The sequence below is a fragment of the Saccharothrix longispora genome (assembly GCF_030852425.1).
Lineage (GTDB): Bacteria > Actinomycetota > Actinomycetes > Mycobacteriales > Pseudonocardiaceae > Actinosynnema > Actinosynnema longispora.
Genome location: NZ_NSDM01000012.1, coordinates 231,180 through 257,371 on the forward strand (window position 1 = coordinate 231,180; position 26,192 = coordinate 257,371).

Below are 26,192 nucleotides of genomic sequence, written 5' to 3' on the forward strand. Positions count from 1 at the left end.
ACGGATGTCGCCATCGGATCAGGTCAGCACGGGCAACACGCTCTCCGGATCGGTCTCCGGCGGCGCCGTGCAGGCCACCGTGGTGCACGGTGGCATCACCTTCCACAATGCACCGTCCACTCCGCCCCCAACACCCCGACAATTACTCGCCGCGCCCATGCACTTCACCGATCGGAACGCCGAGATGCGTGAATTGGATGAGGTTTTGACACAGACCCGGGAGCACGTCACTCGCATGTTCGCGGTCCTCAGCGGCCCCGGGGGGATCGGCAAGACCGCCCTGGCCCTGCACTGGGCGCACAGGAGGCGCGACCTGTTCACCGACGGACAGCTCTACGTCGACCTCGCCGGGGTCAGCGGGGCGAGACCCGTGCCGCCGGAGGAGGCGCTCGGCTTGTTCCTGCGCAGTCTTGGCGTGCGGTCCCACGAGGTGCCGGTCGAGGTCGCCGAGCAGGCGGCGCTGTACCGCTCGTTGACCGCCGACAGGAAACTGCTGGTCCTCTTGGACAACGCTCACTCGGCCGCGCAGGTCCGCCCGCTCGCGCCGAACTCGCCGTTCAGCGCGGTCCTGGTGACCAGCCGCAACCGGTTGACCGGGCTGGTGGCCGAGGGCGCGCGGCTGCTCGACGTCGGTCCACTGGCCGAGGCATCGGCGCTGCGGCTGCTGGCGCAGGTCGTCGGTCGGCGCGTCGAGGAAGAACCCGATCGCGCCGAGGCGCTGGTGGGCATGTGCGCCGGCCTGCCGATCGCCGTCCGGGTGGCTGCCGCGCGGCTCGCCAGCCGGCCTCACTGGTCCGTTCGGAAGGTCCTCGTCGAGTTGAGCGACGAACGTCGCCGGCTGTCGGTGTTGTCCGCGCCGGAGCTGTCCGTCCAGACCACCTTCGACCTGTCCTACCGGGCGCTCAAGCCGGCGGCTGCGGCGCTCTACCGCAGGCTGGCACTGCACCCCGGTCGGGAGTTCGGCGCCTCCGTGGCCACGTCGGTGCTGGATCGCGACGACCCGCACGCGCTCTTGGAGGAACTGGTGGACGAGAACCTGGTCGAAGCAGTGGGCGACGGTCGGTACCGGTTCCACGACCTGCTGCGGCTGCACGCCCGGGCCAAGGCGGGTGACGACGAGGAGGTGCGCGCCGTGCGGGGGATGGTCGAGTGGTACCTGGCCGCCGCGATGGCGGCGGACCGCGTCGTCACGCCCCACCGGCGCACCCGGCCCTACGCGTTCCAGGTCCCGCCCGCCGACGTGCCGGACTTCGCCGACCGCCGGGAGGCGTCGGCGTGGCTCGCGGAGGAGCGGCGCAACCTGATGACGTGCGGCGCGGTCGCCGAGGAGCGCGGCTGGTGGGAGTTGTCCTGGCACCTCTCGGACGTGCTGTGGCCGCTGTTCCTCATCCACAAGCACCACCGCGACCGCTTGGAGGCCGACGAACGAGGGGTGCGGACCGCGCGGCGATGGGGTGACCGGTTCGGCGAGGCGGACATGCTGAAGCGCCTGGGCATGGTGTGCACCGCGGTGCGGCGGTTCGACGAGGCCGAAACGCACCTGCGGGCGTCGGTGGCGATCGCCGAGGACATCGAGGACCGGAGAGGAGCGGCGGACGCGCGGGAGGCGCTGGCCCTGCTGCACGTCGCACGCGGTGAGCTGGACGAGGCCGCGACGGTGTTCGGGGAGTTGGTCCTGGTCAACCGCGACCTGGCGGCCCGTCGCAGCCTCGGCCTCGTCCTGATCAACCTCGGCAGGGTGCTCAGCGGGCTGGGGAGGGTCGAGGAAGCGCTGGACGCGCTGGACGAGGCGACGGCCCTGTTCCGCGACCTGGCCCCGCCGGACCGGTACAACCAGGCACGGGTGGTCGTGGCCCAGGCCGAGGCGTACCTGGCGGCCGACGACCCCGCCTCGGCCGATCAGGCGGCGCGGCGCGGGCTGGCCGAACTGACCGACCTCGGGGCCGAGCAGGGCATGGCCGAGTCGCACGAGGTGATCGCCGAGGCGGCCGAACGGCGGGGCGAGCCGGTGCGGGCCGCAGAGCACTGGGAACGCGCCCTGCGGCTCTACACCCGGCTCGGTTCGTCACGCGCGGCGCAGGTCGCCGCGCGCCTCGGCGTGCCCGAGGGCGACCCCGAGCCGCCCGCAGGCGACGGCTGACCGCCCTGCCCGGTGCTCCGCGCACCACACGGGCAGGCCGCGGCGCAGCAGGGCACGCAGGTCGAGCCGGGCCGCGTGCCACGCGTAGAGCGAGCGGGCGGCGGAAAGCACGACCTCATCGCCGCCGAGGCACGGCGCCTCGACCGCGACGGGCGTCAACCCGACCACCTCGTCGAGCGCGGTCCGCACGACCAGCCGACGCGGTGCGACGGCCACGGCCAGTGCGGCGAACCGGTTGCGCCGCAGGGCGTCCGCGGTCGACGCGACGGCGTCGGCGTCGCACACCTCGCGCACGACGACGTCGGCCAACCCGTCGACCCCGGTCGTCCAGCACACCACGGGGTCCGTCACCGCAGGCCCCCCGTCGGGAGGGGCACGCGTGGCACGGCGCGGTGCCGGCCCGGCTCGGGGAGGTCGAGCAGCCGGTACATCAGCCGCCGCAGTTCGGCCGCCGCCCTGCCGGGCCGCGAGGTCAACCGCGCGCCGACGACGTCGCGCAGTCCCACGGCGCGTGTCGCCGCCGCCGCCAACTGCGGGCCCGCGGGCACCCTCGACAGGAACCGCGGCGCGTGGTGGCGGAGCAGTTCCTGCGCCGACCCGCTGCTCGTCGCCACCCCGACCGGCGCGTCGACGAGCAGCACCGGTCGCCCGACGGCCGCCGCGTAGACGCCCACCGACCCGTGGTCTGCGATCACGTGGTCCGCGGCGACGATCGCGGCCCGCCAGTCGACCTCCGGCCCCACCACCACGAGACCCACTTCCCGGCACTCCGCGAGCCATGCGTCGACCTGTCGTCGACCGTGGCCGAACCACGCGGCCGGGTGCACCAGCGCGACGACGTCGAAGCCCTGTGGCACCAGCTCTTCCAGCAGATCCGGTAGCAGGTCCTCGAACCGCGCGAACAGCGAGTCCAGGCCCCACGTGGAACTCACCACCACGACCTGCCGCCCCTGTCCGACGCCCAGGGCGGCGCGGTACTCGTCCCGGTGCGGCAGGCTCGCCACCAGCCGGTCGTAGGCCGGGTCGCCGGCCACCACGGCCGCGTCCAGGGCTTCCGGGCACTGTCGGCGCAGCGCCTCCCGCTCGTCGTCGTGCGAGAGCACCACCGCGCTCGCCACCACCCGACCGTTGTGCAGCAGCCGCTGGCCGTCCAAGCCGTAGACCACCGGTTCCCGACCGGTGGTGAAGGACTTCCCGTACCCGGCGCCGTGCGGCATCACCACGAGCGGCGCGTGCAGTTCGTGCAGCCCGCCGTACGCCGTCGCGACCGCCAGGTCGAACCGCTCCCGGACCGCCATCTCCCACGGCAGCACCAGCCCGTCCGCGGCGCGCAGGAAGTCGGCGACGCCGTTGCCGAACACGTCGGGCGCCTGGGCGAAGACGACCTGCACCCTCGTGTCGCTCTCGATCAACTCCACGGCCTCCAACAGCCTCTGCCCACTGGTGACCGTGTGGACCACGGCCAGCACCGTCGAGCAGTTGGCGCGGCTCACCCACCTGGCCGCGTCAAGCCCTATCGGCACCCTGGGCCACTCTGAACGCGTCATGCACTCTCCCCCTTGCGTGACAACCTGGGACGAGCGTGGCGGTCGGGTTTGCCGAGAACTTGCAGTCCGCTTGCAGCCTGCCGATCGTCGCCCGGTCGGGTCCTCAATTCGGACGAATACCAGTAAAGAGGCCTGCGAACGTACCCCGAGATGAAGCACACTGTGTTCCCGGGCACGTTGGCCAGCGAAAGGTGGCGCTGGTGGAGTTCAAGATCATCGGCAGGACGCGATTACACATCGACGGGAATGAGCGCGACCTCGGGTCGGCCAAGCAGCGTGGAGTGCTGGCGATGTTGTTGTACGCCTTCCCGGGGTCGGTGCAAGTTGCACTCATGGCCCAGGTGCTGTGGCCGGATAGTGCCGCAGAGCAGGTGAAACGCAACGTGCAACCGATCATCAGCAGGTTGCGCACTATTCTGCGCGAATCTTGTGGCGGTCGGGTGGACAAGGGTGGTGATGCCTATCGTTTGATCCTCGAATCTCCGGAAATGATCGACTTCCATCGTTTCCGCAAATTGGCGGAGCAAGCACGCGTGGCAGTCGGTCGAGGTGATCACGCGGCCGTGCGCACATTGCTGGGGGAAGCGCTGGCCTTGTGGGATGATCGCCCGCTGCACGAACTTCAGGGAAACTGGGCCGATCACTGCCGCGAGCAGATGGAGCACTTCGAACTCCGGCCCGCGAAGTACGTCCTGTTGGAGAGCCTCTTCCAGCTGGGCGAACACTGGGAGGTGGTCGCCCGGGCCGGGCGCCTGGCCACGGAGGCGCAGCCGAACGAGCACTCCGCCGGGTTGTACATGCGCTCGCTCAAGGCGTTGGGCCGGTATGCGACAGCGGTCGACTTCTACGCGGACTTCCGACAGCGCTTGGCCGAGCACGTCGGCACCGAACCAGGCCCCGAGCTGACCGGCATCTACCGGGCGATCATGCGCGAGCAGGCGAGCACGGCCGCGCCGCCGCGCCAACTTCGCCGCCGTGCCAAGAACTTCATCGGCCGGGACGACCTGCTCGCCTACCTCGACTCGCGACTGGAGGGGGGTGGCCGCGGCCAGGTGGTCGCGCTGGACGGCATGCCCGGCGTCGGCAAGAGCGAACTCGCGCTCCAATGGGCGCACCGCCACGCGCACCGCTTCCCGGACGGGAACCTCCACCTCGTGCTGCGCGGTCGAGGCGCGGGAACCCCTCTCGCCCCCGACGACGCGCTGGCGTCGCTGTTGAGGTCGCTGGGTGCCGAGCGCGTCCCGGCGTCCAGCGAGGAGCGGCAGGAGGAGTTGCGTCGGGCACTCGGCACCCGACGCATGCTGATCCTGCTCGACGACGCCCAGGACGTGGCACAGGTGCGACCGGTCGTAGAGGCCGTCGCGGACTGCTTCACGATCATCACCAGCCGGAAGCGACTGGTCGGCCTGCGCGTGCGCGACCAAGCGGACCTGATCCGGGTGCCCCCGCTCCAGCCCGGGGACTCGATCCGCCTGCTGCACGACGAGATAGGCCACGCGAGGTCGGCGCGGGACCTCGACGCGTTGCACGAGCTGGCCTGGATGCTCGCCGGCCTGCCCCTGGCCCTCCAGATCGTCGCGCAGCACATCGCGCACCGACCCGGTGTCCCGGTCGCGGAACTCGTCGACGACTTCCGCCGCCACGACGGTCTGGGTGTCCTGGGGGCCGGTCCCCAGGACGACGATGAGAGCGTCACGCTGCACACCGCCTTCTCCTGGTCTTTCCGCGACCTGCCGGAAGCCACCGCCCGCATGTTCCGCCTGCTCGGCCTGAACGCCACGGCGGAGTTCAGCGTCGACGCCGCGGCGGCGCTGCTCGACGAGCCCGTCGACGTCGTGGTGGGGCACCTCAACACGCTGGTGCGGGCCAACCTCTTGGAAGCGGTGAACGCCCGCAGGTTCCGCCTTCACGACGTGCTCCACAGCTATGCGATGAGGCGGGTCCGCAGCGAGGAACCCGTGGTGTCCCGCCGGCATGCGACAACCCGCCTCCTGGACTGGTACCTCGCGTCATCGGCCCTCGCCGCCCGCCTGCTCGACCCGCAAGCGTCCCCCGTGCCACGGCTGTCGGGCATGTCCGCGGCGGCCGCGGACCTGACCGACCGCGCCGATGCGCTGGACTGGCTGACCCGGGAGCGGGCCAACCTCGTCGCCACCGTGCCGCAGGCGGTGAGCCGGGGGTTCCACGAGCACGCCTGGAGACTGGCCGCGAACTTCTACGAGGCGTACGACAGGTCCGGTCAGTACGAAGACCTCCTCGTCAGCCTCCAGGCCGCATTGGAATCCGCCGCCTTCCTGAAGAATCCCCAGGCTTTGAGCGGCACGCACAACGACCTCGGGATGACCCAGTACCGGCTGGGGCGGATCGCGCAAGCCCGTGACCACTTCTCGACGGCACTGCGGATCGCGCAGGAAGCAGGTTTGTCCGAGATATATGCCATATGCCTGCACAACGCTGCTGCGGTGCACTTGGCATTGGGGGATACGGCGACGGCGGTGAAACTCTACCGGGAGGTGCTCGACTCGGCAAGGGAATCAGGTTACCGAAATGTCGAGGCATACGCGATGGACCAGTTGGCCAATGCGTACCGGAAAATGGAGCAGGACGACCTGGCCATGGCTCACCACTACGGAGCCCTTGAAATTCGACGCGCTATAGGGGATGTCCGCGGCCAGGCGATCACCCTTACCGAGTTGGGCAGGTTCCACCATTTCAAAGCTGAGCACGAAGAAGCGCTCGAGCGCCTGCGGGAAGCATTCGCGGTATTGCCGCTCAGCGGCGACCAGGCGCGGACCGGAGAGGCGCTGACGGCGGTCGCCGAGGTCGAGTACGACCTGGGGCGGTTCTCCGACGCCATCGGTCACGCCGCGAAGGCGGTGTCGTTATGCGCCGCCTTGGGTGCGCGCGAGCACCACGGCCGGGCGCTGCACGTCTGGGGTCACGCGCTCGTAGCCACGGGCCGACTCGACGAAGCCTCGGAGTTGTGGGTTCGGGCGACGGAGGTGCTGGACGAGGTGGCGGAGACGGAGGTGCTGGACGAGGTGGCGGAGGTGGAGGTCCGCGTCCTGCGTGAGCACTTGGAAAGTCTGGAAGTTGTCCGCAACGCCATTCCGGTTCCTCGTGCGCCTGATTTGACCACCGCACCCTCGAGGGAGGTTGCAGAGCGTCACTCGCACGGACGAGTTCAACTCGTTCGTGAATGATTAATTGACGACCGAAGTAAAATTATGCTGCGTTTTCGGCTTGCTGCTCGTGTGAGTAGGAGTCGGGCTGTGGCGTGCCCGCTACGGGGGACCCTGGAGGGCTGAGAGCGCAATGGTGCGGCTATGCTCCCGCGCATGTTTAAAGATTCATCCTTTCGGGCTGTTTCCGGGGTCTGTTTGGCCGCCGGTCTCATGTTCTCGCCGCTCGGGCCCGGAACGGGTGTCGCCGCTGCCGAAGCCGGGTTGGTGGGCAGAGCCGCTCCTGCGACCGTCGTCGCTTCTGGAATCGCCGCTACGTCAGGGATCGAGCGCCAAGCCGTGGTCTACCGGCCTTGGCCCTCCATGATCAACGGGATTATGTCCGTGCTCTGACGGCGACTGGTGGGCAGGCCTACCTGCCCACCACGCGCAAGACTTCGGCTGCGCCTCGAAACGCGAAGAGGGCCACCGGAATGGTGGCCCTCTTCGCTGTGTTGTGCGCCGCCAGGGACTCGAACCCCGAACCCGCTGATTAAGAGTCAGCTGCTCTGCCAGTTGAGCTAGCGGCGCTCGGACCTTGTTGCTCCGTCCGACGTGGAGAACATTAGCACAGCATCTCTCGCAGCTCCCAATCGCCTGGTCAGGGCGGGTGTGCCCGCCTTCGTCCAGGGGGAACTTCGCCTTGGTAACGATCCAGTATCACGGGCAACATCGTCAACCCCCCGGGCGTCACCTTGTCAGGGGATACCGAAGCACTCGTGTGCAGGCAGTACCGGTGTTCCGAGGACTTGAGCGGAGGACGTGGGATGGCTCGTAGCCGGGGGGCGCGTGCAGCGCTGGGGATCGTCGCGATGGGTCTGGTCGTGACGATGATCACTGCTTGTTCGTCGGGGGAGGCGAGCACGGGGGCGGGCGGGGAGCCGTCCGGGACGTCGACGTCGTCCGCTCCACCACCCAAGCCCGTGTCGCTGAGCACCGGGCCCGCGGACGCGGCGGTGGACGTGCCGCCCGGGCAGCCGGTCGTCGCCACGGCCGCCGACGGGAAGATCACCTCGGTGTCGCTGACCAACCCGGAGGGCGTGGCGGTCGCCGGGCAGGTGAGCCCGGACGGTCTGCAGTGGACCAACACCGAGCCGCTGGGGTACCAGAAGACCTACACCCTCGCGGTGACCGGTCAGGGGGCCGACGGGGCGACGGTCACCAAGACCTCGACGTTCACCACGGTCAAGCCGCGCACGCTGACCTACCTGTCGATCAACCCGCTCGACGGCACCACGGTCGGCGTCGGCCAGCCGCTCGCGTTCTACTTCGACGAGCCGATCGCGGACAAGCCGGCCGCCGAGGCGATGATCTCCATCACCACGGAGCCCGAGGTCGAGGGCGCCTTCTACTGGTTCGACGAGAAGACCGTGCACTGGCGCCCGCAGAACTACTGGACGCCCGGCACCAAGGTGACCATCAACGCCGAGATCTACGGCAAGCACGTCGGCAACGGCGTGTACGGCGAGGAGGACCGGGTCGTCACCACGACCATCGGCGACGCCGTGGTGCACGAGGCCGACGGCGCGACGCACCAGGTCGTCACCAAGGTCAACGGCCAGGTCGTGCGCACCATGCCCACCTCGATGGGCGACGCCCAGAACCCGACGCCCACCGGCACCTACGTGCTGACGGAGAAGCACGCCCACATGGTCATGGACTCCCGCACGTACGGCCTGTCGCTGGAGGCGGGCGGTTACGTGACGCCGGTCGACTGGGCGTTCCGGATGTCGAACAGCGGCATCTTCTTCCACGGCGCGCCGTGGTCGGTGGGCGACCAGGGGCACCGCAACGTCAGCCACGGCTGCCTGAACCTGTCGCCGGAGAACGCCAAGTGGGTGTTCGACAACTCGAAGCAGGGCGACGTGGTGATCGTCACCAACAGCGGCGGGCCGCCGCTGCAGCCCTGGGACGGGTTCGGCGACTGGCAGATCCCGTGGGACCAGTGGGTCAAGGGGAACCGCTAGGGGCACCGCGGAACCGCCGGAACGGCAGGACCGCTACAGCACCAGGTCCGTGACACGACCCGCCGCCACCTCCAGGCGGCGGGTCGTGCGCACCGCGGTCAGCATCCGCCGGTCGTGGGTGACCAGCAGCAGCGTCCCGGTGTAGGACTCCAGGGCCGCTTCGAGCTGTTCGATCGCGGGCAGGTCGAGGTGGTTCGTCGGCTCGTCCAGCACGAGCAGGTTCACGCCCCGCGCCTGGAGCAGCGCCAGCGCGGCACGGGTGCGCTCACCCGGCGACAGCGACGCGGCGGGCCGCAGCACGTGCGCCGCCTTCAACCCGAACTTCGCCAGCAGCGTGCGCACGTCGGCGGGCACGAGGTCGGGCACGGCCGCGCCGAACGCGTCCAGCAGCGCCTCCGGCCCCAGGAACAGCCCGCGCGCCTGGTCGACCTCGCCCACGACCACCCCGGAGCCCAGCGACGCCGAACCGGACGTCACCGGCACCCGGCCGAGCAGGGCGCCCAGCAGGGTGGACTTGCCCGCGCCGTTCGCGCCGGTGATGGCCACGCGGTCCGCCCAGTCCACCTGGAGGTCGACCGGGCCGAGGGTGAAGTCGCCGCGGGTCACCACGGCCGACCGCAGCACCGCCACCACCGAGCCGGACCGGGGCGCGGCGGCGATCTCCATCCGCAGCTCCCACTCCTTGCGCGGCTCCTCCACGACGTCCAGCCGCTCGATCAGCCGCTCGGTCTGCCGGGCCTTCGACGCCTGCTTCTCGGTGGCCTCGGTGCGGAACTTGCGGCCGACCTTGTCGTTGTCGGGGGCCTTGCGGCGGGCGTTCTTGACGCCCTTCTCCATCCACGCCCGCTGGGACCGGGCGCGGGCCTCCAGGGCCGACCGGGTGTCGGCGTACTCCTCGTAGTCCTCGCGGGCGTGCCGGCGGGCCACCTCGCGCTCCTCCAGGTACGACTCGTACCCGCCGCCGTAGGTCCGCACCTGCTGCTGCGCCAGGTCCAGCTCCACCACCCGGGTGACGGTGCGCGCCAGGAACTCCCGGTCGTGCGACACCAGCACGGTGCCCGCCCGCAGCCCGGTGACGAACGCCTCCAGCCTGGCCAGCCCGTCGAGGTCCAGGTCGTTGGTCGGCTCGTCGAGCAGGAACACGTCGTACCGGCTGAGCAGCAGCGACGCCATGCCCGCGCGGGCCGCCTGACCGCCGGAGAGGGCCGTCATGGGTTGGTCGAGCGACACGCCGAACCCGAGCGACGCGGCGACCTCCTCGGCGCGCTCGTCCAGGTCCGCGCCGCCGAGGGCCAGCCACCGCTCCAGCGCGCCGGAGTAGCTGTCGTCGTGGTCCTCGCCCGCCGTGAGCAGCTCGGTGGCCCGGTCGAGGGCGGCCTGCGCGTCGGCGACGCCCGTGCGCCGCGCCAGGAACCCGCGGACCGTCTCGCCGGGGCGCCGGTCCGGCTCCTGCGGCAGGTGGCCGACGGTGGCCGTGGCGGGGGAGAGGCGGACGGTGCCCTGTTCGGCGGGCAGCAGGCCGGCGAGGGTGCGCAGGAGGGTGGACTTGCCCGCGCCGTTGGCCCCGACGAGCCCGATCACGTCGCCGGGCGCGACCACGAGGTCCAACCCGGAGAACAGCACGCGGTCACCGTGCCCCGCGGCCAGGTCCTTCGCGACGAGCGTGGCGCTCACAACAACTCCCCTGGGCAAAAGAAGACGCCCCCCGACGTGGTGTCGGAGGGCGTTCCGCTTGGGGTGAGTGACGGGACTTGAACCCGCGACACCTGGGATCACAACCCAGTGCTCTGCCAGCTGAGCTACACCCACCAAGACCGGTTGACCCGGCGGGGAGAAGCATACAGTGCCCTCCCACCGAGTTCGAAATCGGCCCTACTCCACCCCGTCGGCGGCCAGGAGTTCGCTGGCCACGGCCTGTGCCTGCTCCGAGGTCGGCCCCGGCTGCGGCACGAACGCGGTGCGCCGGTAGTACGCCAGCTCCCGGATGGACTCCCGGATGTCGGCGAGCGCCCGGTGCGCGAGGCCCTTGCCCGGCTGCGCGTAGTAGATGCGCGGGTACCAGCGCCGGCACAGCTCCTTGATGGACGACACGTCGACCATCCGGTAGTGCAGGTGGGCGTCCAGCTCCGGCATGTCGCGGGCGATGAAGCCGCGGTCGGTGGCGATCGAGTTGCCGGCCAGCGGCGCGGTGCGCGGGTCGGGCACCCACTCCTTGACGTAGGCGAGCACCAGGGCCTCGGCCTCGGCGAGCGACACGGTGGACCGCCGCACCTCCTCGGTGAGGCCCGACTTGGCGTGCATCTGCACGACGACGTCCGGCATCGAGTCGAGCGCGGTGTCGTCGGCGTGGATGACCACGTCGACCCCTTCGCCGAGCACGTTCAGCTCGGCGTCGGTCACCAGCGCCGCGATCTCGATCAGCGCGTCCTTGCCGAGGTCGAGGCCGGTCATCTCGCAGTCGATCCACACCAGTCGATCCATCACCCGCGCGAGCCTAGTCGCCTGGTGGCGCGGGTCCGCGTCCCTCCCGCCGGAGGCCGCTGCCGATCCGGTCACGCCCGCACCGGGTCGGTGTCGGGCGTCGCCGGTTCCGGCCGCCGGCCGCGCACCTTCATCGACAGGAACGCGGCGCCGATGCTGAGCGCCCCCGCCACGTACCAGGCGGGGGCGTAGTCGCCGAGGTGGTCGCGGGTGAGGCCCGCGGCGGTGGCGGCGAACGCGGCGCCGATCTGGTGCGAGGCGAACACCCAGCCGAACACGACGGGCGCGGACAGGCCGAACACCTCGCGGCACAGGGCCACGGTCGGCGGCACGGTGGCCACCCAGTCGAGTCCGTAGAAGATGATGAACACGAGCATCGACGGGTGCACCGAGTCGTGGAACAGCTGCGGCAGCACGAGGAGCGACGCGCCGCGCAGGGCGTAGTACACGGCCAGCAGGACGCGGCTGTCGACGCGGTCGGTGAGCCAGCCGGACAGCACGGTGCCGGCGATGTCGAACACGCCGACGAGCGCGAGCAGGCCCGCGGCCGTGGTGGTGGGCATGCCGTGGTCGTGCGCGGCGGGGATGAAGTGGGTGCCGACCAGGCCGTTGGTGGTGGCGCCGCAGATCGCGAACCCGGCGGCGAGGAACCAGAACGGGCCGGTGCGCGCGGCGGAGGTCAGCGCGCCGATCGCGCGGCGGGCGGCGCCGGGCCCGGTCGCCGGGACGGGCACGACCTCGGTGCCGCCGTAGGGCGGGATGCCGACGTCGGCGGGGTGCTCGCGCAGGAGCAGCAGCACCAGCGGCACCACCGCGAGGGCCGCCGCGGACACCACCAGGGACGCCGTGCGCCAGCCGGACGACTCGGACAGGGTGGCCACGACGGGCAGGAACACGAGCTGGCCCGTCGCGCCGCCCGCGGTGAGGACGCCGGTGACCAGCCCGCGGTGCTTGACGAACCAGCGGCCGGTGACGGTCGCGACGAACGCCAGCGCCATCGAGCCGGTGCCGAGCCCCACCAGCACGCCCCAGAACAGCACCAGCTGCCACGCGGTGGTCATGAACACGGTCAGGCCGCTGCCCACGGCGACGAGCGCCAGCGCGGACGCCACGACGCGGCGGACGCCGAAGCGCTCCATCAGGGCGGCGGCGAACGGCGCGGTCAGGCCGAAGAGGAGCAGGTTGACCGACACGGCGAGGCCGATGGTGCCGGTGGACCAGCCGAACTCCTCCCGGAGCGGCTGGATCAACGCGCCCGGTGTGGCGCGGAACGCCGCCGCGCCGACGAGCGCGACGAACGCGACACCCGCGACGACCCACGCCAGGTTCTGCTTGCTGCGGACACCACCCGGAAGGCTCACGCCGAGAAGGGTGCGCGACCGGGTCGGTCGACGGAAGTGGCCTGATGGCCATCATGTGCAAGAATCGGGCCATGGAGCGTCGCCACCTGGTCGCCGTGCTCGCCCTGGACCACGTCGTCGGGTTCGACCTGGGCACGCCGACGCAGGTCTTCAGCGCCGCGCGCGACGAGGACGGGCGGCGGCTGTACGACGTGCGGGTGTGCACGCCGGGCAGTGCGCCGGTGCGCAGCTCGGCCGGGTTCACGATCACCCCGGATTACGGCCTGGAGCTGCTCGCCGAGGCGGACACGGTGGTCGTCTCCGGTGTCGGCCACGGCTCGCGGGTCCTCGCGGACGGCACGGTCGAGCCGGAGGTGCGCGACGCCCTGCGCGCCGCAGCCGACCGGGGCGCGCGGGCGGTGTCCGTCTGCACGGGCGCGTTCGTGCTCGCCGCCGCCGGTCTGCTGGACGGCAGGCGGGCCACCACGCACTGGGCGCACGCCGACAAGTTCCGGGAGCTGTTCCCGCACGTCGACCTCGACCCGGACGTGCTGTTCGTCGACGGGGGCGAGGTGCTCACCTCCGCGGGTGTCGGCGCCGGCGTCGACCTGTGCCTGCACCTGGTCCGCAACGACCACGGCAGCGAGGTCGCGAACATGGCGGCCCGTCGCTGCGTCGTCCCGCCGTGGCGGCCGGGCGGCCAGTCCCAGTACATCGTGCGCCCGGTCCCGGAGGTCGCCGACACCTCCACCGCGGCGGCCCGCGCGTGGGCGCTGGAGCACCTCGCCGAACCGCTCGACCTGCGTTCGCTGGCCGACCGGTCGCGGATGAGCGTGCGCACCTTCACCCGCCGGTTCCGCGAGGAGACCGGCGCGAGCCCCGGCAAGTGGATCACCCAGCAGCGCGTGGAGCGGGCCCGTCACCTGCTGGAGACCACGGACCTGGCGGTCGACCAGGTGGCGCGGCACGCCGGGTTCGGCACGGGCGCGGCGCTGCGCCAGCAGATGACGGCGGTGCTGGGCGTGCCGCCGAGCGTCTACCGCACCACGTTCCGCTCGGCCGGCTAGCGCCTCACCGCTCCAGGAAGGGGCGCAGCAGGTCGGGCACGGCGGCGTCGGCCAGGGCCAGGCCGTCGGCCTCCCCGATGTCGACCGCGTGGTACGCGCCGTCACCCGCCGCGGTGGTGGCCGAGACGGTGAGCAGGTTCGCGCGGCGCTGGAAGAACGAGCGGGAGAAGCGCCAGCCGATGATGCCGGTGCGTTGCAGCGCGACGGTTTCGCGGATCGCGGAGCCCTGGCGGACGACCAGGTAGCGGTCGGTCAGCGCGTGGCCGAGGGAGCGGTAGCGGTCCCAGCCGAGCAGCGCGGAGAACGGCACGAGGGCCAGCGCCGCCTGCCACGTCCACGCCGGCGCGGTCCAGGCGAGCACGCCGGCGAGCACCGGCAGCGGCACGACGGCGCGCACGAGCCGCCTGCGCAGGGCGGCGATCGGGTGCCGGCGCAACGGGACCAGCGTCGGCGACGACTCCTGCCGCAGCACGGTCGCCGACACGCGGTGGGCCTCCGCGATCGGCGCGGCGGGCAGCAGCAGGTTGCTCTCGCCCTTGCTCCCCAACCCGGTGGTGACGGTGCGGGCGTGGGCGCCGCGACCGGCGCGCAGCAGCAGCGGTTCCACGAGTTCCACGCCGCGCAGCCGTTGCTCGGCCACGGACACCGAGCGCGTGGTGAGCAGTCCGCGTTGGACGCGCACGGTGTCGTCGGGCTCGCGGGTCAGCCGGTAGCCCCAGAACTGCACGACGTACACGAGCACCGAGCCGAGGGTGGCGATCAGCGCCACCACCCCGGTGACGAGCGCGACGGTGAGCAGCACGGGCTGGTCGACGACCCAGTGCGCGGTGTCGGTCAGCGGGCCGAGGACCTCGACTTCCAGCTCCCGCGCGAAGTTCATGGCGAACCCGAACAGCGCGCCCGCCGCGACCAGGCCGGACAGCGTCAGCGGGGCGTAGCGCAGCCAGCGGGTGTCCCACGTGGACAGCACGACGCCGGGCCGCTCCTCCCCTTGTCCCGCAGGGGTTTCCGGGCGCACGACGGTGAGCAGCAGCACGCGCAGCCGTTCGGCCTCGGCCGAGGACACCGCGTCGAGCGTCAACCCGTCCTCGCCCGGCTGGTCGCGCTGCCCGGTGCCGACGCGGACGGCGGACAGCCCGAACAGCCGGTGGCCCAGCTTCGCGGTCAGGTCGACGGTGCGGATGCGGTCGCGCGGCACGGCGAGGCGCTTGCGCACGAACAGGCCGGTGCGCAGTTCCACCTGCTCGGCGGTGATGCGGTACCGGGTGGTGATCCAGCGCAGCAGGCCGAACAGCACGATCGCCACGACCACGCCGACGCTGCTCAGGATGCGCCACGTCTCACCGGTGCCGAGCACCAGCAGGCCGACGAACAGCGGCACGAGGCCCAGCAGTTCGTTGAGCGGTCGGACGATGAGCATCCGCACGTCGAGGCGGTGCCAGTCGACGACGGGCTCCACGTACGCCGGGGCGGCGGGGAAGTCCGCGGGCGCGGGAGGACCGGCGGGCGCGGTCGGCGGCACGTCGGCGGTCACGTGGCGTCACCCGGCGTCGCCTGCGTGGTGGTGGTCAGCTCGTCGGCCAACCGGACCGCGTCGTCGTGGGCGAGGCCCTCGATGTGCACGGGACCGGCGGCCGACGCCGTCGTGACCGTCACGGTGGACAGCCCCAGCAGCTGCTGGAGCGGCCCGCGCTTGGTGTCCACGGTCTGGATGCGGGACACCGGGGCGATGCGCCACTCCTGGTTGAGCCAGCCGGCCAGGGTGTAGACGGCGTCCGGGGTGGCCTCCCAGCGGTGCACCCGGTACCGCCAGCGCGGCATCACCAGGGTGTGCGCGGCGCCCAGGACCAGCGTCCCGACCGCGGCGGCGACCTGCCACGGCGACCGGACGAACACCAGCGCGACCGCCTGGGGCGCCAGCAGCACCAGCCAGCCGATCAGCGCGTGGAGGGTCCAGAGGGTGATCGACTTGCGGCTCACCTGGTGCCGCGGCGCACGCAGGCGCAGGACTTCGCTGCTCACGCCGTCCACTGTGCCTCAAGGCCGGGTCCGCGCGTGCGCGAACCCGGCCTCGAGCGGTGTCACGGCTGTGCTGAGTAGGGTGGGTGGAAGACCTTCGAGGCATCGGCCGTCGCGGCGTCCGAGGCGGACGCGGTGGGCGCGACGACGACGACCGCGAGGCCGGCGCAGAGTGCCAGCGCGGCCAGGACCTTGCGCAGGGAGGGCACGACCATCGTCGAACTCCGTTCGATAGGGAGCGGTGCGCCACGGGCGAGGGGCCGTGCCACGTGACACCCGCCGGCGGCGGCGCGTCCGAACCTCATCGCACCACCGCCGCTTCGTCGGGAACGCAGGGGAAACGTCCAAGCGGAGCATGGCACACCGGGTCATCGCGGTCATCACCCACTTTCGTCGTCGTCCGCTGGGCAATGCCACTGGGGTGGCGGCCTCCACCGCACCCGGTCGTCGCCGACCGCGCGGGCCTGCGGGTGCGGCGACCGCGATCCGCTCCGGCGCGTCGGCCGCGCCGGACGGGAACCGTCATGGGTCGCCCCCGCGGACGGGGTGCTCACGCCAGTTCGCGCTTCAGCACCTTCCCGGTCGCGTTGCGGGGCAGCGCTTCGAGGAAGACCACGTCGCGCGGGACGGAGAACCGCGCCAGGTTGTCGCGCACGTGGTCGCGCACCGCGTCGGCGTCGAGCGAGCCGGGTTCCTCGCGCACCACGTACGCGGCGAGCCGCTGCCCGAACCGCTCGTCCGGCACGCCCACGACGGCGACCTCGCGCACCCCGTCGAGGGCGGCCAGCAGGTCCTCGACCTCGCGCGGGTACACGTTCTCGCCGCCGGAGACGATCATCTCGTCGTCGCGGCCCACCACGTACAGCAGGCCCTCCTCGTCGCGGTGGCCCAGGTCGCCGGTGGACATGAGTCCGTCGCGGACCTCCTTGCCGCTGCCGTTGGTGTAGCCGTCGAACAGCATGTCGTTGGCCACGAAGATGCGACCCGTGACGCCGGGGGGCACCGGCCGGCCGTCGTCGTCGAGGACCTCCAGGCGGGTGCCGCGCGGCGGCCGGCCCGCGGTGTCGGGGTGGCGGGCCAGCTCGTCGGGCCGGGCGATGCTGACCCAGGAGACCTCGGTGGAGCCGTAGAGGTTGTAGAGGACGGGGCCGAACCCGGCCAGGCACCGGCGGGCCACCGGCGGCGGCAGCGCCGAACCGCTGGAGGCGATCACCCGCAGCGCCGGCAGCGCGGGCCGCGACTCCAGCTCCAGGAACCGCTGGAGCATCACGGGCACCGCGAACAGCGCGTCGCTGCGGTGCGTCCGGGCGTCGTCGAGGGTGAGGGCGGGGTCGAACTTCCGGCGCAGCACCAGCGTCGCGCCCAGCACGAGCGCGATCTGGAACGCCGCGAGCCCCCAGGTGTGGAACAGCGGCGCGGGCACGGAGAACCGGTCGCCCGCGCGGAGCGGGATGCGCGAGAGCAGCGCGGCGGCCGGGGTGAGGCTGGCCGGTTCGGGCCGCCTGGCGCCCTTGGGCGCGCCGGTCGTGCCGGAGGTCAGCACGACCATCCGGCCGCGCGGCGGGCGCCTGGGCAGGGGCGTCGTGGGGGAGGACGCGATCAGGTCCTCCAGGGTCCTGCCCCCGGCGGCCCCCTCGACCCAGGCCACGAGCCGGTGGACCTCGCGCGGCGCGTCGGCCAGCAGGTCGCCGAACTCGGTGTCGGCGACGACGACGGCCACGTCCTGCTCGCGCAGCACGGTGGCGACCTGGCCCGCGCTCAGGCCGGTGTTGAGCAGCACGACGTGCGCGCCGAGCTTCACCGACGCGGTCACGGTCTCCACGAACCCGCGGTGGTTGCGGCACAGCACCGCGACCTTCGCGCCCGCGCCCACGCCGAGGTCGCGCAGGCCGTGGGCGAGGCGGGTGGTGCGCTCGTCGACCTCGGCGAAGGTCAGCGCGCCGCCGTCGTCCACGATCGCGGGCCGGTCGGGGTGCCGGGCCGCGCCGTGGGCGTAGCCGAAGGCGATCGTCAGGTCCCACCGGAGGTACGCGCCCAGCACGCCCAGCAACCGGCCCGGCGCCATCGGCCGCACCACCCCGGCGCGCACCAGCGTGACCAGGGCGCGCAGCGCTCCCGCGGCCCGGTTCACCGGACGGCCCGCGGGTCGAGGCCGGTGGAACCCGTCGAGCCGGTGACGAAGTAGGTAGCCACGACCCCGATACTGACATTACCTACCCGCGAGTAGGAAGAGTGCGCGGTGAAATCGGGGCGTATCCGGTCAGTTCTCGGGCGTGCCGGACGCGTTCACCACCGCGTCGCGCAAGGCGGCGCGCAGGCGGCCGACCTCCAGCGGTGTGAGGACGGCCGCCTCGCCCGGCGGCACCGTCACCACCACGTGCCCCTGGCTCACGAAGACCGTCATGTCACGGCGACGGGACGCGATGTCGCGGCACGCGATCTGCCACTCCTTGCTCATGTCCACGGTCCCTCTCCCCACTGCTCGACACGGGTGCTCGGGTCGACCCGGGCGCTCGCGAAGGGGAGGCGCACGCGGATCGGTGCCATGACGGGAAAGTCCCGGGCAGCAGTGCCGAGCTGCCGACAGCGTCGCACGAGGTCGTCGATCAGGTCACCTGGGTGGGTGAAAAACAGCGGACCCTCAGCGGATCGTGACAATCGGGCGGCGGTCGGACCTGGGCGACAACCCCGGTCAGAGGCAGGACCCGTGGTCCGGGCGGTGCGCGGAGGCGATCAGGCGTTCGAGCAGGCCCCGCAGGAGGGGCAGCTCGTCCGGCGCCAGCTCGGCGGTGAACTCGGCCTCGGCCTCGGACTGGAGGCGTGCGACCTCGGCCTGCACGGCCCGGCCGCGATCGGTGAGGGCGGGCACGCGCACGCGCCGGTCGTGCGGGTCCGGCTTGCGCACGATCAGCCCCGCCCGTTCGAGGCGGTCCAGCTCCGCGGTCAGCGTCGTCTTGTCCACCGCCAGCGCCTGGCCGAGGGCCAGCTGCGTGCGTGGGAAGTCGTCATTGGCCAGGGCGCCGAGCACGAGCTGCCCGCGCGTGGTGACACCGTGCCCGGCCGCCGCCTCCTGGGCGATCGCGCCCAGCTTCTGCGCCGCGCGGTGCAGGAGCCAGTTGAGGTCGGCCCGCTTGGCGCACGCGGACTCGGCGACGGAATCGGGCATGAGGGGATCATACGCCGCAGGTCAGACGTTCCCGACTGAGAAGTTCTTGACTCGGAACAACTGTGGTCGTAAGTTCTTGGTTGAGAAGTTCTTGGGAGGAACAATGTCCGAGCTGTTGCACATCGACACGAGCCTGCGCACCGGGGGATCGGTGTCCCGCGAGGTCACCGGGGCGTTCGCGCGGGCGTGGCGGGCCGCGCGCCCGGATGCCGGCTACACCTACCGCGACCTGGCGGCCGACCCGCTGCCGCACGTCGACCCGGCCGTGCTCGCCGCCCGCGCGGGGTCGGGCGACCGCTCCGCGGAGGAGCGCCTGCGGGCAGAGCTGCTGGCGGCGGACACGCTGCTGATCGGCGCGCCCATGTACAACTTCGGCCTGCCGTCCACGCTCAAGGCGTGGCTGGACTGGGTGATCGTGCCCGAGCTGTTCGTGGACCAGCGGACCGGTGAAGGCCTCCTGGTCGGCAAGCGGGTCGTCGTGGTGACCGCCCGCGGCGGCAGCTACTCGGCGGGCACGCCGCTGCACGCGTTCGACTTCCAGGAGCCCTACCTGCGGGCGGTCTTCTCGATGATCGGCCTGGACCGCGACCTGGAGTTCGTGCACGCCGAGATGACCAAGGCGCACGACGCGCCGGAGTTCGCCGAGCACCGGGGGCACGCCGACGCGTCCCGCGAGGACGCCCACCGCGCCGTGCTCGAGCTGGCCGCCGCCTGACGCGGGTGGCGGGAACCGCCGGGGAGTCGGCTCCCGCCACCCGCTCGTCACCCGAACGTGGGGACTTCTCCCCGCCGGCACACTGCTCCCATGTCCGAGCCGATCGCCGCGGCCGTGGTCCGCGCCGCCGAGCTCACCGCCCGCGGCCTGCCCCGGCAGGCGATCGACGTCCTCCGACCCGCCCTGGCCGCGAACCCCCGGCACGCCGAGGCGTGGTGCCGGCTCGCCGCCGCGCACCTCGACGCGGGCGAACCCGACCCGGCGCTGGACGCCGCGAAGCGCGCGCTCGTGCTGCACGGCGACCACGCGTGGGCGCAGCGGCTCACCGCGCTGGCGCTGAGCGAACTCGACCGCCACGCCGAGGCGACCGTGGCGGCCCGGGAGTGCGTGCGCCGCAAGCCCGACGACTGGCGCTGCCACGTGGTGCTCGCCGAGGTGCTGGCCGCCGACCCGCGCGGGCGCGCCGAGGCGGTCGACGCCGCCCGGCGGGCCGCCCGCCTCGCGCCCGGCGAGGCCCGCCCCCACCAGGTCCTCGGCGACGCGGCGCTGCGCGTGCGCGACTGGGGCACCGCCGAACGCGCCTACCGCACCGCCCTGCGGCTCGACCCGCACGACGACGACGTGCGCGCCAACCTCGCCACCGTGCGCCGCAAGCGCGGCGGGAAACCCGTCGAGGCATCCGGCGACGCGTTGAGCACCGCGCACGCCCTGGTGTGGCCCGCCCTGTCCCGGCTGGCCGTGCTGCTGGTCGCCGGCGGGCTGCTGTTGCTGCTGGCCGGCACGCCCCGGCCCACGCCCCTGCTGGCCTGGTTCGCCACCGCGCTGCTGCTCGGGGTCCTCGCCGTCGTGGGCCGACTGCTGCTGCGGGCGCGCCGAGGCGTGCGGCGGGCGTTGTCCCGACTGCCCCGGCACCGGCCACGCGTCGCCGTCGTGGTGGTGCTGTTCGGGCTGGCCGCCCTCGTGCTGGCCGGTTGGGCGGTGGCGCTGTTCCTGGGCGCCACCACCGTGCAGCCGCTCGTCGTCGCGTGGCTGTGCTCGCTGCTCGGCGGGGCCGTCGTGGTGCTGGGCGGCCCGCGCTGACCCGGTCGGACGACTTCGCGCCGTCCGCCCCGGCGCACCGCTAGCCTGGGTGGCGTGACCCGACGCGCCCTCCTCGCGATCCTCGCGATGATCGCGGGCTTCGTCGTGGCCGGACCCGTCCCCACCACGCCGGTCGAACCGGTCGCCGCCTCGGCCACCGCGGACGCCGCGCACCTCCCCGGTACGACGACGCGGTCGACCACCGCGCACCCCGTGCAGCAGGTCGCGGGCCACCTCGGCCAACCGCTGGACGGCGTCCAGCCGCCCGTGCACGTCACCCCCGCCCGGCCGGTGCGCGCCGACGTCGTCGACCCGACCCACCGCACCCCCGAGCGCGACGGCCTCACCCCGCTCGGCGAACGCGCACCGCCACCCACCTCCGGAACCTGAGCCCCCACCGTCCACCTCGTCCGGAGGTCCCCCAGCCATGCCGCGCCCCGTCGCGCGGCGAGAACTCCTCGTCCGAGGGCTGCTGTCCCTCGGCGTGCTCGCCGCGTCCGCGTTCACCCTGCTCACCGTCCAACCGCGCCTCGGCCTAGACCTGCGCGGCGGGACCCAGATCGTCCTCGAAACCCCGGCGGAGGCCACCTCCGACGCCACCGACCGGGCCATGGAGGTGCTGCGCCGCCGCGTCGACGAACTCGGCGTCGCCGAACCCGTCCTCGCCCGCTCCGGCGACCACCGCATCGTCGTCGAACTGCCCGGTGTGCAGGACCCGACCGAGGCCATCGAGGTACTCGGCCGCACCGCCCAGCTGCGCGTGCAGCCCGTCACCGGAGCGGGCGACAAGCCCACCCCCGACGGCGACTCGGTCGCGCTCGGCGACGTCGTGATGACCGGCGAGGGCATCAAGGACGCCCGCGCCACCCCCAACCAGCAGGGCGTCGGCTACCTGGTCGGCGTCGACTTCCAGGGCGACGCGCCCGGCGCGTGGCAGCGGGTCACCGCCGAGGCCGCGTGCGCCCAACCCGGCGCGTACGAGCGCCGCGTCGCGTTCGTGCTCGACGACGAGGTCGTGTCCGCGCCGCAGGTCGACCCGTCCGTCGGCTGCGGCACCGGCATGATCGGCGGCAGCACCCGGATCACCGGCCGGTTCGCCCAGGCCGAGGCCGAGGAACTGGCCCTGGTGATCCGCTCCGGCGCGCTGCCCGTGCCGGTCGAGGTCGTGGAGCAGCGCACCGTCGGCCCGACGCTCGGCGCGGACGCCATCGAGGCCAGCGCGCGGGCCGCCGTCATCGGCATCGCCCTGACCGGCCTGTTCCTCGTGTTCGTCTACCGGCTCGCCGGCCTCGTCGCGGTGCTCGCCCTCGTCGCCTACGCCGGCCTGTCCTGCGCGGCGCTGCTCGCCATCGGCGCCACGCTCACGTTGCCCGGCCTCGCCGGGTTCGTGCTGGCGATCGGCATGGCGGTGGACGCGAACGTGCTGGTGTTCGAGCGGTCGAGGGAGGAGTACGCCCGCCGCAAACGCTTGCCACGCGCCGTGGACCAGGGTTTCCGGGGCGCCCTGAGCGCCGTCGCGGACTCCAACATCACCACGCTGCTCGCCGCCGGCCTGCTGTTCTGGCTGGCCACCGGCCCGGTGAAGGGCTTCGGCGTCACGCTGTCCATCGGCGTCCTGGCCTCGCTGTTCAGCGCCCTGGTGCTGACCCGCGTCCTGCTCGGCCTGGTCATGCCGCTGCTGGAGAAGCGACCGTCCTGGTCCGGCCTCCACACCCTCGGCCGCGTCCGGACCTGGCTGACCACCCGCGGCTACACCCTGTTCCGCCGCCCGAACCGCTGGCTGCTGACGGCGGGCGGCGTGCTCGTCGTGGCGGTCACGGGCCTGCTCGTGCGCGGCCTCCAGCTGGGCGTCGAGTTCACCGGCGGTCGGATGCTGGAGTTCACCGCGCCGGCGGCGGACGTCGGCCGGGTGCGGGCGGAGCTGTCCGCCGCAGGCTTCGGCGACGCCCAGGTCGTCACCTCCGGCACCGACGGCCTGTCCGTGCGCACCGGACCCATCGACTCGGCCGCCGCGGCCAGGGTGGGCGAGGCCGTCGACCGCGCCACCGGTGGCGCCGAGCAGCTCAGCAACGACCTGATCGGGCCCAGCCTGGGCTCCGAGCTGAGGCGCAACGCCCTGATCGCGCTGGCCATCGCGGTGGCCGCGCAGCTCGCCTACCTGGCCGTGCGGTTCGACTGGCGGCTCGGCCTGGCCACCGTGGTCGCCCTGGTGACCGACGTGGTCGTCCTCGTGGGCGCCTTCGCGTGGCTGGGCAAGACCGCGGACGCCGTCTTCCTGGCCGCACTCCTCACCGTCATCGGCTACTCGGTCAACGACTCGGTGGTGGTCTTCGACCGGGTCCGCGAACTGCGCCGGGAGGGAGGCCGCCCGTTCCCCGACGTGATGAGCGACGCGGTCCTGCAAACCCTGCCCCGCACCGTGAACACGGGCATCGGCGTCCTGTTCGTCCTGGCCGCCCTGCTGTTCCTGGGCGACGGCTCGCTGGCCGACTTCGCCACCGCGCTGCTCATCGGCCTGGTGGCGGGCACCGCCTCGACCGTCCTCACCGCCGCGCCGGTGGCGATCGCCCTGGAATCCCGGAGCCCGACCAGGACCCCGACCCCGCGCGGGAAGGTCCGCACCTGACGCGGCGGGCACCCGTGTAGCAAGGTGTCCGCATGACCTCCTTCGCCGCGTACCAGAACGAGATCTACCTCCAGGGCCTGGCGGGCAACGTGCCGCCGTTCACCACCGACCCCGAGGCGCTGGAGGCGTCCGCCCGGGAACGGCTGGGACCCGGGCCGTTCTGGTACGTGGCGGGGGCCGCGGGGAGCGGGGCCACGGCCCGGGCCAACCGGGAGGCGTTCGACGACTGGCGGATCGTGCCCCGGATGCTCACGGACGCCACCGAGCGGCACCTCGGGACGACCGTCCTCGGCACGCAGATGCCCGCCCCGGTGCTGCTCGCGCCGGTCGGCGTGCAGTCGATCCTGCACCCGGACGGGGAGTTGGCCACCGCACGGGCCGCCGCCGGGCTGGGCGTCCCGTTCGTGCTGTCCACGGCGTCCTCGCACACGATCGAGGAGGTCGCGGACGTCGCGGGCGACGGGGCGCGCTGGTTCCAGCTCTACTGGCCCAACGACCCGGACGTGGCCGCGAGCATCCTCGACCGCGCCCGCCGGTCCGGTTACCGCGTCCTCGTCGTCACGCTCGACACGTGGACGCTGGCGTGGCGCCCGCACGACCTGGACCAGTCCTACCTGCCGTTCATCCGCGGCATCGGGACGGCGATCCCGTTCTCCGACCCGGCGTTCCGCGCGGGGCTCGCCGCCTCGCCCGAGGACGACAAGCCGATGGCGATCCTCAAGTGGGTGCAGATGTTCACCGGCACCGACAAGTCGTGGGACCGGTTGTCGTTCCTGCGCGAGCACTGGGACGGGCCGATCGTCCTCAAGGGCATCCAGCACGTGGACGACGCGCGCAAGGCCGTCGACGCGGGCGTGGACGGCATCGTGGTGTCCAACCACGGCGGGCGGCAGGTGGACGGGGCGGTCGCCTCGCTGCACGTGCTGCCGGAGATCGCGGACGCGGTGGGGGAGCGGGTGGAGGTGCTGTTCGACTCCGGCGTCCGCTCCGGCGCGGACGTCGTCAAGGCGCTGGCCCTGGGCGCGAAGGCCGTGCTCGTCGGCCGGCCGTTCGCGTACGGCCTCGCGCACGGCGGCGAGGTCGGCGTGCGGCACGTGCTGCGCAGCCTGCTCGCGGACTTCGACCTGACGCTCGGCCTGTCCGGGCACCGCAGCCCGGCCGAGCTGAACCGCGAGGCGCTCCGGGAGCGGTGACGGGTCGGGGGCGCGTCCGATCCGTTCAAGACGGCGGACCACGCCCCCGCCTACCGTCGTCGGCATGATCGACGCAGCACGCACCTTCCTCTGGCACCACGCGCGCGTCCTCGAGCAGCGCAGGTTCGCGTTCCTCTTCGACGGCGGTCCCGCCGAGCCCGTCGCGCACGCGGTGCTGTCCCACCGCAACGACGACGGCGGGTTCGGCCACGCCCTGGAGCCCGACGGCCGCGGCCCCACCAGCCAGCCGCTGCACACGTTCACCGCGCTGACCCTGCTGCACGAGGTCGGCGCGGCCGGCGACCACGCCCGCGCCGCCTGCGACTTCCTCGCGGGCGTCACCAACGACGACGGCGGCGTGCCCAACTGCCTCGTCACCGCCCGCGACCACCCCAAGGCGCCGTGGTGGCAGGTGGGCGAGGACAGCGACCTGCTCATGACCGCGCTGCTGGCGGGCGTCCTGCACGACGTCGGCGTCGCGCACCCGTGGCTGGACCGGGCCACCGACTTCTGCTGGGAGCGCGTCGACGGGCTCGACGAGTCCCACCCCTACGAGGCCGCCGCGTGCGCGCACTTCCTCGACGCCGTCCCGGACCGGCCGCGCGCGGAGGCCGCCTCGGCGCGGCTCGGGGCGTTGGTCCGCGACCAGGGGCTCGTGGACCTCGGCGAGGGGCGGGCGCACGAGGGCTACGCGGCCGGCGAGACGCACAAGCCGCGCCAGTACGCGTCGACGCCGGACAGCCTCGCCCGCCGCTGGTTCACCGACGAGGAGATGTCCGCGGACCTCGACGCGCTCGCCGCGGCACGCCAGGACGACGGCGGCTGGACGTTCCCGTGGCCGGCCTGGACCCCGATCACCACCTACGAGTGGCGTGGCGTCGTCACGATCGAGGCACTGCTCACGCTGCGCGCCTACGATCGGATCAGCTGACGCAGCGGGACGCCGGCCAGCCCGCGCACCTCGCGGGACAGGTGCGCCTGGTCGGCGTACCCGGTGCGGTGGGCGACCTCGGCGAACGCCACCCCGCCCCGCGCCATCCGCACGGCCCGGTCGAACCGCAGCACCCGGTGCAGCACCTTCGGGCCGTAGCCGAACGCCGCCAGGCAGCGCCGGTGCAGCTGGCGCGTGGACAACCCCAGGTCGTCGGCCAGGCCGGCCGCCGTCACCCGACCACCGACGCCGAGGGCCGACACCACCGGGTCCACCAGGGGGTCGGCCGGGGACCGGCGCAGCCGGCGCACCGCCTCCGCCGCCAGCACCGCGCCGGGGTCGGCGGCCTCGCCCAGCGCGTCCTCCAACCGGGCCGTCGGGCCCCACAGCTCGGCCAGCGGCACCCGCTGGTCGCGCAGCGCGTCCCCCGGCACGCCGAACGCCGCGGGTCCCACGCCCGGCCCGAACCGCACCCCGTGCAGCACGTGCGGCCGCGACGACGACGTCGCGTGCGCCACCGTGTCCGGCCCCGCCACGAACAGCTCGCCGGTCGACGAGAACATCACGTCGGTGCACCCGTCCGGCACGACCAGGCCGACCCCGGGCGAGGTCGTCACGCGCCGCCACACGCAGGCGAGACCGGCGAAGGGGCGTTCCGCGTACACCGCGCCAACCTAACCCCCCGCCGTTCCACCCGCC

The 26,192-nt window shown here is 72.9% G+C and carries 22 protein-coding genes and 2 tRNA genes; 10 read left to right on the forward strand and 14 right to left on the reverse strand.

The window, feature by feature from the left end; translation table 11 throughout:
- The first annotated feature begins 235 nt into the window (after positions 1-235).
- Positions 236-2,140 (forward strand): tetratricopeptide repeat protein, encoded by a 1,905-nt coding sequence (locus CKY47_RS26590; protein ID WP_472909122.1) that lies wholly within the window; start codon positions 236-238, stop codon positions 2,138-2,140.
- On the opposite strand, the gene CKY47_RS26595 is transcribed toward CKY47_RS26590, so the two are convergent.
- Positions 2,066-2,491 (reverse strand): hypothetical protein, encoded by a 426-nt coding sequence (locus tag CKY47_RS26595; RefSeq protein ID WP_306748960.1) that lies wholly within the window; start codon positions 2,489-2,491, stop codon positions 2,066-2,068. The genes CKY47_RS26590 and CKY47_RS26595 overlap by 75 nt on opposite strands.
- Positions 2,488-3,687 carry a hypothetical protein gene (locus CKY47_RS26600; RefSeq protein WP_306748962.1) on the reverse strand — a complete coding sequence of 400 codons (1,200 nt, stop codon included), beginning with the start codon at positions 3,685-3,687 and terminating at the stop codon, positions 2,488-2,490. The genes CKY47_RS26595 and CKY47_RS26600 overlap by 4 nt, the downstream gene beginning before the upstream one ends.
- A gap of 200 nt (positions 3,688-3,887) precedes the next feature.
- Here CKY47_RS26600 and CKY47_RS26605 point away from each other — a divergent pair, with 200 nt between their 5' ends.
- A complete protein-coding gene (locus tag CKY47_RS26605) occupies positions 3,888-6,890 on the forward strand; it encodes an AfsR/SARP family transcriptional regulator (protein WP_306748963.1) in 3,003 nt (1,000 codons plus the stop codon).
- A 476-nt stretch (positions 6,891-7,366) separates the two neighbouring features.
- On the opposite strand, the gene CKY47_RS26610 is transcribed toward CKY47_RS26605, so the two are convergent.
- Positions 7,367-7,439: transfer RNA gene (locus CKY47_RS26610), tRNA-Lys, on the reverse strand.
- 281 nt (positions 7,440-7,720) lie between these two features.
- On the opposite strand from CKY47_RS26610, the gene CKY47_RS26615 reads away from it, so the two are divergent.
- Positions 7,721-8,875: a L,D-transpeptidase gene (locus CKY47_RS26615; protein ID WP_306748965.1), complete on the forward strand. Its 1,155-nt coding sequence runs from the start codon at positions 7,721-7,723 to the stop codon at positions 8,873-8,875.
- A gap of 33 nt (positions 8,876-8,908) precedes the next feature.
- On the opposite strand, the gene CKY47_RS26620 is transcribed toward CKY47_RS26615, so the two are convergent.
- The 4 genes from CKY47_RS26620 to CKY47_RS26635 all read right to left on the reverse strand — a co-directional run bounded on the left by CKY47_RS26620 (position 8,909) and on the right by CKY47_RS26635 (position 12,717).
- On the reverse strand, positions 8,909-10,549 hold the full coding sequence (locus CKY47_RS26620; RefSeq protein ID WP_306748966.1) for an ABC-F family ATP-binding cassette domain-containing protein: 1,641 nt from the start codon (positions 10,547-10,549) through the stop codon (positions 8,909-8,911).
- 59 nt (positions 10,550-10,608) lie between these two features.
- Positions 10,609-10,684 (reverse strand) — tRNA-His (locus CKY47_RS26625).
- A gap of 63 nt (positions 10,685-10,747) precedes the next feature.
- Positions 10,748-11,359: an oligoribonuclease gene (gene orn / locus CKY47_RS26630; RefSeq protein WP_306748968.1), complete on the reverse strand. Its 612-nt coding sequence runs from the start codon at positions 11,357-11,359 to the stop codon at positions 10,748-10,750.
- Positions 11,360-11,427: 68 nt separating this feature from the next.
- On the reverse strand, positions 11,428-12,717 hold the full coding sequence (locus CKY47_RS26635) for an MFS transporter (protein WP_306748970.1): 1,290 nt from the start codon (positions 12,715-12,717) through the stop codon (positions 11,428-11,430).
- A gap of 71 nt (positions 12,718-12,788) precedes the next feature.
- Between CKY47_RS26635 and CKY47_RS26640 the strand changes: the two genes are divergently transcribed.
- Positions 12,789-13,763, forward strand: a complete 975-nt coding sequence (locus CKY47_RS26640) for a GlxA family transcriptional regulator (RefSeq protein ID WP_306748971.1) — start codon at positions 12,789-12,791, stop codon at positions 13,761-13,763.
- Between the two features lie 4 nt (positions 13,764-13,767).
- Here CKY47_RS26640 and CKY47_RS26645 read toward each other — a convergent pair whose 3' ends face one another.
- The 6 genes from CKY47_RS26645 to CKY47_RS26670 form a co-directional block, all read right to left on the reverse strand.
- A complete protein-coding gene (locus CKY47_RS26645; protein ID WP_306748972.1) occupies positions 13,768-15,297 on the reverse strand; it encodes a PH domain-containing protein in 1,530 nt (509 codons plus the stop codon).
- The gene (locus tag CKY47_RS26650; RefSeq protein ID WP_306748973.1) at positions 15,294-15,785 is read right to left on the reverse strand and encodes a PH domain-containing protein; all 492 of its coding nucleotides are present in this window, start codon (positions 15,783-15,785) and stop codon (positions 15,294-15,296) included. Before CKY47_RS26650 ends, CKY47_RS26645 begins: the two co-directional genes overlap by 4 nt.
- 59 nt (positions 15,786-15,844) lie before the next feature.
- Complete coding sequence (locus CKY47_RS26655) at positions 15,845-15,997, reverse strand: hypothetical protein (RefSeq protein WP_306748974.1); 153 nt, start codon at positions 15,995-15,997, stop codon at positions 15,845-15,847.
- Positions 15,998-16,332: 335 nt separating this feature from the next.
- Positions 16,333-17,913 carry an AMP-binding protein gene (locus tag CKY47_RS26660; RefSeq protein WP_306748975.1) on the reverse strand — a complete coding sequence of 527 codons (1,581 nt, stop codon included), beginning with the start codon at positions 17,911-17,913 and terminating at the stop codon, positions 16,333-16,335.
- A gap of 129 nt (positions 17,914-18,042) precedes the next feature.
- Entirely contained in the window at positions 18,043-18,240 is a 198-nt protein-coding gene (locus CKY47_RS26665) for a hypothetical protein (RefSeq protein WP_306748977.1), read from the reverse strand.
- 234 nt (positions 18,241-18,474) lie between these two features.
- On the reverse strand, positions 18,475-18,948 hold the full coding sequence (locus CKY47_RS26670; RefSeq protein WP_306748979.1) for a MarR family winged helix-turn-helix transcriptional regulator: 474 nt from the start codon (positions 18,946-18,948) through the stop codon (positions 18,475-18,477).
- Positions 18,949-19,051: 103 nt separating this feature from the next.
- Between CKY47_RS26670 and CKY47_RS26675 the strand changes: the two genes are divergently transcribed.
- The 6 genes from CKY47_RS26675 (at position 19,052) to CKY47_RS26700 (ending at position 25,493) form a co-directional block, all read left to right on the forward strand.
- Positions 19,052-19,663 carry an FMN-dependent NADH-azoreductase gene (locus CKY47_RS26675; RefSeq protein WP_306748980.1) on the forward strand — a complete coding sequence of 204 codons (612 nt, stop codon included), beginning with the start codon at positions 19,052-19,054 and terminating at the stop codon, positions 19,661-19,663.
- A 90-nt stretch (positions 19,664-19,753) separates the two neighbouring features.
- Entirely contained in the window at positions 19,754-20,743 is a 990-nt protein-coding gene (locus CKY47_RS26680; protein WP_306748981.1) for a tetratricopeptide repeat protein, read from the forward strand.
- A gap of 54 nt (positions 20,744-20,797) precedes the next feature.
- Positions 20,798-21,133, forward strand: a complete 336-nt coding sequence (locus tag CKY47_RS26685) for a hypothetical protein (protein ID WP_306748983.1) — start codon at positions 20,798-20,800, stop codon at positions 21,131-21,133.
- Positions 21,134-21,170: 37 nt separating this feature from the next.
- Positions 21,171-23,369, forward strand: coding sequence for a protein translocase subunit SecD (gene secD / locus CKY47_RS26690; protein ID WP_306748984.1), 2,199 nt, complete (start codon positions 21,171-21,173; stop codon positions 23,367-23,369).
- A 32-nt stretch (positions 23,370-23,401) separates the two neighbouring features.
- A complete protein-coding gene (locus CKY47_RS26695) occupies positions 23,402-24,562 on the forward strand; it encodes a lactate 2-monooxygenase (protein ID WP_306748985.1) in 1,161 nt (386 codons plus the stop codon).
- A 64-nt stretch (positions 24,563-24,626) separates the two neighbouring features.
- Positions 24,627-25,493 (forward strand): hypothetical protein, encoded by an 867-nt coding sequence (locus tag CKY47_RS26700; protein WP_306748987.1) that lies wholly within the window; start codon positions 24,627-24,629, stop codon positions 25,491-25,493.
- On the opposite strand, the gene CKY47_RS26705 is transcribed toward CKY47_RS26700, so the two are convergent.
- The gene (locus CKY47_RS26705; RefSeq protein ID WP_306748988.1) at positions 25,475-26,158 is read right to left on the reverse strand and encodes a helix-turn-helix domain-containing protein; all 684 of its coding nucleotides are present in this window, start codon (positions 26,156-26,158) and stop codon (positions 25,475-25,477) included. The two genes, CKY47_RS26700 and CKY47_RS26705, sit on opposite strands and share 19 nt — an antisense overlap.
- Positions 26,159-26,192 lie beyond the last annotated feature (34 nt).